This is a genomic window from Microcoleus sp. PH2017_34_RAT_O_A (assembly GCF_020737885.1).
GTDB lineage: Bacteria > Cyanobacteriota > Cyanobacteriia > Cyanobacteriales > Microcoleaceae > Microcoleus.
Genome location: NZ_JAEQDD010000172.1, coordinates 1 through 6,322, shown reverse-complemented (window position 1 = coordinate 6,322; position 6,322 = coordinate 1). Strand labels below are relative to the sequence as shown.

Genomic DNA, 6,322 nt, shown 5'->3' with positions numbered 1-6,322 from the left:
TTCACTTTAGTTATACGTGAGCATATTTTTGCGAACCTTCAGAGTGATGCTATGGCCGAGAGTACATAGATAATGCTTTTTGTCAATGCGTAAGTCCTAAATTCTTAAATTTGTACACTTTGCTTGCCTGTACAACTCTTCAAGGAGAGCCAAGTTTTTTGTCAAAATTTCTTTGACTTGCGGATTAGATATTTGATTGATGGTTGTATTTAATGCCCCTGACAAATCAGGAAAAACTTCAAAAGTTTTCCCAATTAGTTTTTCCTTTGTTTTGTTGTATTTCTCTTTTTTGTCTTCATCGCTATTTATTTCATCTTCATTGGCAATTATGACTACTTTTAAGTTTTGGGAATCTACAAAATTATTGATATATCCCAATATATTTTCAATGTTTATGCTACAACGTTCTAAGTCATCAAATATTAAAAGGCTAAATTGAGAATCCTGAAATTTTTTATCTATGTCTATATCGGGAATAGCAATATGATACATTCCATCTTGTTGACCATCATTATTTATATCAATTTTTAATGTGCCCTTTAGCAAGCCTTTAAGAATTTGACCCGCTATCACCATCCCTTTAGATCCAAGTACAGGGTGAATTTGTTGAAAAAGAATGTCTTCTATTTCCGAATAATTAGTAATGCCGTATAGGCTAACATATAAAGATTTTTTATCTTTTGTTTTTAATATTTTACGATTTTTTTTTAATTTTTCACAATACTGATTTATAAACCATGTTTTGCCACAACCCCATTTCCCTTTGAGCAAGATAGCGAATTTAGGGGACTGAGGTAGTTCACAGTAATAGTCTAAGTATTGTTGGATATGCTGATTGGGTTCAGAAATATACTGATTATTTGTGCTAGTTGTTTGGTCTGGCATAAGTTTTTTTTGGTTGTAAAATTAATAAGGTAAAGAAGTATCAATCATTTAATTCGATCGACTCTCCTGCAAGAATCTTTATTTTCTCAGTCGCCGTAAAGAATTGTACGATCGCCTATTTTGCTTAACGATCGGCTATTATATCACTATCACTGCATTAGTCTTCAGCATCATTGGCCAGGAAGTAGGCTGATACCGCGAGTCAAGAAAGAGCGATCGCCACCAAATTCCAGCAGTACCCCAGACATTCCACCAGGACGGCAAAACCGAAAATGCAACGATGCGACGGATTTTCGCGCGCCCTCAATTCGAGAAATGACAGGCTGGTGTTTGGCAAAAAAAAGATGCAGCAGATAGATTTGGCTGCATATCTCCAGCAAAACCACATCCAAGCTAAACTGATACTCACCCAAATTTTTTAGAATTATCGGACAAGAAAGCGCAATATGATATCTGGGGAAATCAAAAGCCAAATAGATAAAATCTGGGATGCCTTCTGGTCGGGCGGTATCTCCAATCCCCTCGAAGTCATCGAGCAGATTACTTATTTGCTGTTTCTGCGTCGTCTCGACGATTTACATACTCTGGAAGAAAACAAAGCTAATCGGCTCAAGCGCCCAAGGTCACGCCGGATTTTCCCAGAAGGTGAAGATATCAAAAAACGCTCCTACGATGATTTGCGTTGGTCGAGGTTCAAGAATTTTGCACCGAAGGAGATGTTTGAGGTCGTCAACGATCATGTTTTCCCTTTCCTGCGGACTTTGGGGGGGGATGATTCGACTTACGCGCACCACATGAAGGATGCCCGCTTCACAATTCCGACTCCGGCGCTGCTGTCTAAGGTGGTGGATTTGCTGGATGGTGTACCGATGGAGGACAGGGATACTAAAGGCGACCTTTATGAGTATATGTTGGGCAAGATTGCCTCCGCTGGACAAAACGGACAGTTTCGCACGCCGCGCCACATTATTGGGTTGATGGTGGAACTGACTGCACCCACTCCGGGGGATGTGATTTGCGATCCGGCTAGTGGGACTTGCGGCTTTCTGGTGGCTGCTAATGAATATTTAAGATCGCATTTCCCGGAAATTCTGCGCGATACCAAGATGAAGCAACATTTTCACCATCAGATGTTTCACGGGTTCGATTTTGACAATACCATGCTGCGGATTGGCAGTATGAATATGCTTTTGCATGGCGTAGAAAACCCGGATGTGCGCTATCAGGATTCGCTGGCACAGGAACATTCTGGTGATGAAGAATCTTATACCTTAGTATTGGCTAATCCGCCTTTTGCTGGTTCGTTGGACTATGAGAACACGGCTAAGGATTTACAGGCGATCGTCAAAACAAAGAAAACTGAATTACTATTTTTGGCTTTGTTTTTAAGATTGCTGAAGCCTGGGGGACGGGCTGCGGTGATTGTGCCGGATGGTGTGCTTTTTGGTTCTTCTAAGGCTCATAAGGAATTGCGCCGCTTGTTGATAGAGGAACAGAAGCTTGATGCTGTGATTTCTCTGCCCGGTGGTGTATTTAAGCCCTATGCGGGTGTTTCTACTGCGATTTTACTATTTACTAAAACTGACTCAGGTGGAACTGATTTTGTTTGGTTTTACAATGTGAATGCTGACGGCTGGAGTTTGGACGATAAAAGAACGCCTTTGCTGGCTGAGGATAAATTAGGGGCTGTCCCGACTGCGGAGTTAACAGCAGAGGAACATACTAAGAATAACCTGCCGGATGTGTTGAGTCGTTGGCGACTGCGAAATACTGAGGAACGGGAGCGAGTCCGCACGGCTCAGAGTTTTTGTGTGCCGAAGGCTGATATTGCGGCTCAGGGATATGACCTTAGTTTGAATCGTTATAAAGAAGTGGTGCATGAAGAGGTGGATCATCGCGCACCTAAAGATATTCTTGCTAATTTGGCGAAGTTAGAGGTGGAAATTCAGCAGGGGATGAAGGATTTAGAGGAGGTATTAGGATGAAAGCTGGATGGGTAAAACTCCCTTTTGTTGATGTGATCGCAGACGAATCAGGAGGGAATATAAAAACACCACAAAGTGAGTTTCTTCCTTCTGGGCGTTTTGCGGTTGTAGATCAAGGTAAAAATTTGATTTCTGGTTATGTAGACAACGAATCACACCTTTGCAAAGCGTCATTACCGGTTATTGTTTTTGGAGACCATACTCGCTGCTTCAAATTTATAGATTTTCCATTCTGTATGGGGGCAGATGGAGTAAAAATACTTCGTCCAAAAGTCGAGGCTGATGTTAAATATCTCTATTACTATCTTCGTCAGTTACATTTGCATGATGGCGGATATGACCGACACTTTAAATACCTGAAACGTAGAGATGTTTTACTTCCTCCCCCAGAAGAACAAAGGCGGATTGCGGAGATACTCGATCGCGCGCAATCTCTCATATCTAAACGTCGGGAGGCGATCGGGCAACTCGACACCCTCACCCAAGCCATATTTATCGAGATGTTCGGCGATCCAGTTACGAATCCGAAGGGATGGTCAGTGCTCTACTTTAATAATCTGCTTTCAATGCCTTTACGTAACGGCTTATCACCATCCAACATAGGGAAGGTAATGAGCAAAGTTCTAACACTTTCGGCAATCACTGGAAGTGCGTTTGATGAAAACGCATGGAAGACCAGTACATTTCAGTCTGTGCCGCCAATCACCCAACGTGTGGATCAATCCGATTTTCTAATCTGCCGAGGCAATGGCAATATTCAATTAGTAGGCAAAGGTTACTTTCCTACCCAGCAAATGCCAGAAGTGACTTTCCCTGACACAATGATTGCTGCACGGATTTTACCAGAAGTTATTGAGCGTCAATTCTTGCAGCATATTTGGAACTCAAGTGCAGTGCGCCGACAACTTGAAACATTGGCTAGGACGACTAATGGAACTTTCAAGGTGAACCAGACTATGTTGGAGGGTGTTTTGTTCGTTGTTCCACCTCTTCCTCTTCAACAAGAATTCGCCCGTCGCGCTGAAGCTGTAGAAAAACTCAAAACCGCACACCGCGCCTCACTGTCAGAACTCCATGCGCTCTTCGCCTCCCTCCAACATCGTGCATTTAGAGGAGAGTTATGACATGAACGCCATGCTAACCGAATTTACCCTCGCCAACTTCAAAAGTTACAGTACAAGCCGATTACCCCTTGGCTCCCTAACCGTACTAATCGGAGCAAACGCCGCAGGCAAAAGTAACGCCCTGGAAGGTTTGCGCTTTCTGTCATGGCTAGCACAAGGACAAAAACTCACCAGTATTCAATATGCCGTGAATAGTGCAGAGCGTGTTGTGCGCGGTCGAGTAAATGACTTGTGCCATCGGGGAGAGTCAAATTTTACCATCGGTTGCCGTTTGGACTCAACAGAATGGAACCAACTCGATATCACCCTAAATGTGCGTGACGGAGAATTGCACATCAGTAATGAGCGAATCGTTGACTCAACAACTCAAGTCCCGCTATATCAGCTAGATCAGCCTTCTCAAGGAGTAGGGACTGATGTTCGTGTGGCCTATAACAACTTTACAAAAGGGAAGAACAAGCCACGAATAACGTGCAGCGATCAAATGGCTATATTCGTGCAATTAGACACCCCTGCCCATTTTGATCCAAAGTACCCCAAATCCCAAAAGAGCATTCCTGAAACCGTCCGCGAATATCAAAAAGTCTTACAAAATATCCTATTTTTAGATCCCGTCCCCGCCAGAATGCGCGAGTACAGCTTCAAATCTGATAAGCGATTACAAGAAGATGGCACTAATCTTTCCAGCGTTTTGTATCGCTTGTGGGAGAATCAAGCCGAAAATCAAGAGGCAATTCTCAACTTTATTCAGAGTCTACCAGAGCAGGCTATAGATGGGCTAGATTTCCTTTTCGGCCCACGGGATGAAGTGATGGTGCGACTAGCAGAAACCTTTGGCAATACGCGCCGCTATTGTGAGGCGGCATTGTTATCCGATGGCACTTTGCGAGTTTTGGCGATCGCGGCGGCTATGCTATCGGCACCCGTTGGTAGTTTAGTCGTCATTGAGGAAATCGACAACGGCGTTCATCCCAACCGCGCCAAGCATTTACTCGCCAGCATCCGAGATATTGCCGAACGTCGTAAATTGCGAGTGCTGCTATCGACTCATAACCCCGCGTTAATGGATGCCTTGCCCGATGCTGCCCTTGGTGATGTAGTGTTTTGTTACCGCAATCCAGATGAAGGAGATAGCCGCCTGGTACGGCTTGGAGAGATGTACGATTTTCCTAGTCTGATATCTCAGGGGCCACTCGGTCAACTGGTAACTGCTGGGATAGTCGATCGATTTGTCAAATCGCCGCACACACCTGAAGACAGAAAACAGCAAGCTATGGCATGGCTGTCTCGGTTACAGGAGTACGGCAATGAGTAGTATTTGCCTGATAGATACCAGCATATTCCTCGAAATACTCAACGTTCCCAACTATAATCAGCATAGAGCATCAGTTCTTGAAGATTTTATCACCTATTCTCAAGCTGGCTGTACTTTTCTGTTGCCGATGGCAACCATACTCGAAACAGGCAACCACATCGCCCAAAACGGCGACGGCACAATGCGAAGGAAAACAGCCATACGTTTTGTTAAAGAAGTTAAACAAGCTTTCACGGGCGTAGCGCCCTGGAGACCTACCACATTCCCGAACACCGAAGAGATATTGCTATGGATTGACCAATTTCCGGATCTGGCTGGCAAAAACAAAGCACCTCTTAAGTTAGAAGGAACAAGCTTCGGGGATCTCAGTATCATTCAGGAATTTCATAAGTCCTGTAATCTTTTTTCAATGAGTGAAGTTTTTATTTGGTCACTAGATAGCGACTTAAAAAGTTATCACAAAATGCCATAAATTTATGAGCCAGTTTACCTTTATTCAATCAGATTTTCCCACAGTTTACGAATCGGCCAATAAAGCTATTGATGCAGTACATCCCGACCCTCGCACTGCCTGCTTTTATGCCCGTCGAACTTTGGAGTTAACCGTAAATTGGTTATATAAATACGATAATTCCCTAGAACTGCCCTATCAAGATAACCTAAGCAGTTTAATTCACGAACCTACTTTTAAAACCTTAGTAGGTGAAGCAATCTTTAACAAAGCAAGAGTCATTATCAAACTAGGAAATCAGGCCGTACACAGTACCCGACCTATCTCTGTGAATGATGCTATAAATGCTGTACGAGAGCTGTTTCATGTTGCATACTGGTTAGCACATACCTATGGACGCAGTAGCAAACCCAATGCGGGGCTTACCTTCAACTCTGACGCATTGCCCAAGACTGCACCAGTTCCTAAGGGAGCACCACAGAATGATTGATCCTATAATGACCCAAAGATAATTTCAGTGTGCAGCGTATCTTATGTCTCTAAAATCTATCATGAAACTGAC

7 protein-coding genes are annotated in these 6,322 nt (G+C 43.5%); 6 read left to right on the top strand and 1 reads right to left on the bottom strand.

Features of this window, described 5'->3' with window-relative positions; translation table 11 throughout:
• Nucleotides 1-96 precede the first annotated feature (96 nt).
• A complete protein-coding gene (locus JGK11_RS32125; protein ID WP_293214410.1) occupies nucleotides 97-885 on the bottom strand; it encodes a P-loop NTPase fold protein in 789 nt (262 codons plus the stop codon).
• Nucleotides 886-1,157: 272 nt separating this feature from the next.
• Between JGK11_RS32125 and JGK11_RS32120 the strand changes: the two genes are divergently transcribed.
• Genes JGK11_RS32120 through JGK11_RS32095 form a run of 6 tightly spaced genes read left to right on the top strand, consistent with a single transcriptional unit; the run spans nucleotide 1,158 to nucleotide 6,250 of the window.
• Nucleotides 1,158-1,307, top strand: a complete 150-nt coding sequence (locus tag JGK11_RS32120) for a hypothetical protein (protein ID WP_293197611.1) — start codon at nucleotides 1,158-1,160, stop codon at nucleotides 1,305-1,307.
• Nucleotides 1,308-1,331: 24 nt separating this feature from the next.
• On the top strand, nucleotides 1,332-2,870 hold the full coding sequence (locus JGK11_RS32115) for a class I SAM-dependent DNA methyltransferase (RefSeq protein WP_293214408.1): 1,539 nt from the start codon (nucleotides 1,332-1,334) through the stop codon (nucleotides 2,868-2,870).
• Nucleotides 2,867-3,994, top strand: coding sequence for a hypothetical protein (locus JGK11_RS32110; RefSeq protein WP_293214406.1), 1,128 nt, complete (start codon nucleotides 2,867-2,869; stop codon nucleotides 3,992-3,994). Before JGK11_RS32115 ends, JGK11_RS32110 begins: the two co-directional genes overlap by 4 nt.
• Before the next feature lies 1 nt (nucleotide 3,995).
• Nucleotides 3,996-5,309, top strand: a complete 1,314-nt coding sequence (locus JGK11_RS32105) for an AAA family ATPase (RefSeq protein WP_293214404.1) — start codon at nucleotides 3,996-3,998, stop codon at nucleotides 5,307-5,309.
• On the top strand, nucleotides 5,302-5,781 hold the full coding sequence (locus JGK11_RS32100) for a hypothetical protein (protein WP_293197618.1): 480 nt from the start codon (nucleotides 5,302-5,304) through the stop codon (nucleotides 5,779-5,781). The genes JGK11_RS32105 and JGK11_RS32100 overlap by 8 nt, the downstream gene beginning before the upstream one ends.
• Before the next feature lie 4 nt (nucleotides 5,782-5,785).
• Nucleotides 5,786-6,250 carry a DUF4145 domain-containing protein gene (locus JGK11_RS32095; RefSeq protein ID WP_293214402.1) on the top strand — a complete coding sequence of 155 codons (465 nt, stop codon included), beginning with the start codon at nucleotides 5,786-5,788 and terminating at the stop codon, nucleotides 6,248-6,250.
• Nucleotides 6,251-6,322 lie beyond the last annotated feature (72 nt).

Excerpts from the sequence above, each read along its gene's own strand:
- JGK11_RS32100 (WP_293197618.1), top strand. The coding sequence starts at position 5,302 with ATGAGTAGTATTTGCCTGATAGATACCAGCATATTCCTCGAAATACTC.
- JGK11_RS32120 (WP_293197611.1), top strand. The coding sequence starts at position 1,158 with ATGCAACGATGCGACGGATTTTCGCGCGCCCTCAATTCGAGAAATGAC.
- JGK11_RS32110 (WP_293214406.1), top strand. The coding sequence starts at position 2,867 with ATGAAAGCTGGATGGGTAAAACTCCCTTTTGTTGATGTGATCGCAGAC.
- JGK11_RS32105 (WP_293214404.1), top strand. The coding sequence starts at position 3,996 with ATGAACGCCATGCTAACCGAATTTACCCTCGCCAACTTCAAAAGTTAC.
- JGK11_RS32095 (WP_293214402.1), top strand. The coding sequence starts at position 5,786 with ATGAGCCAGTTTACCTTTATTCAATCAGATTTTCCCACAGTTTACGAA.
- JGK11_RS32125 (WP_293214410.1), bottom strand. The coding sequence starts at position 885 with ATGCCAGACCAAACAACTAGCACAAATAATCAGTATATTTCTGAACCC.
- JGK11_RS32115 (WP_293214408.1), top strand. The coding sequence starts at position 1,332 with ATGATATCTGGGGAAATCAAAAGCCAAATAGATAAAATCTGGGATGCC.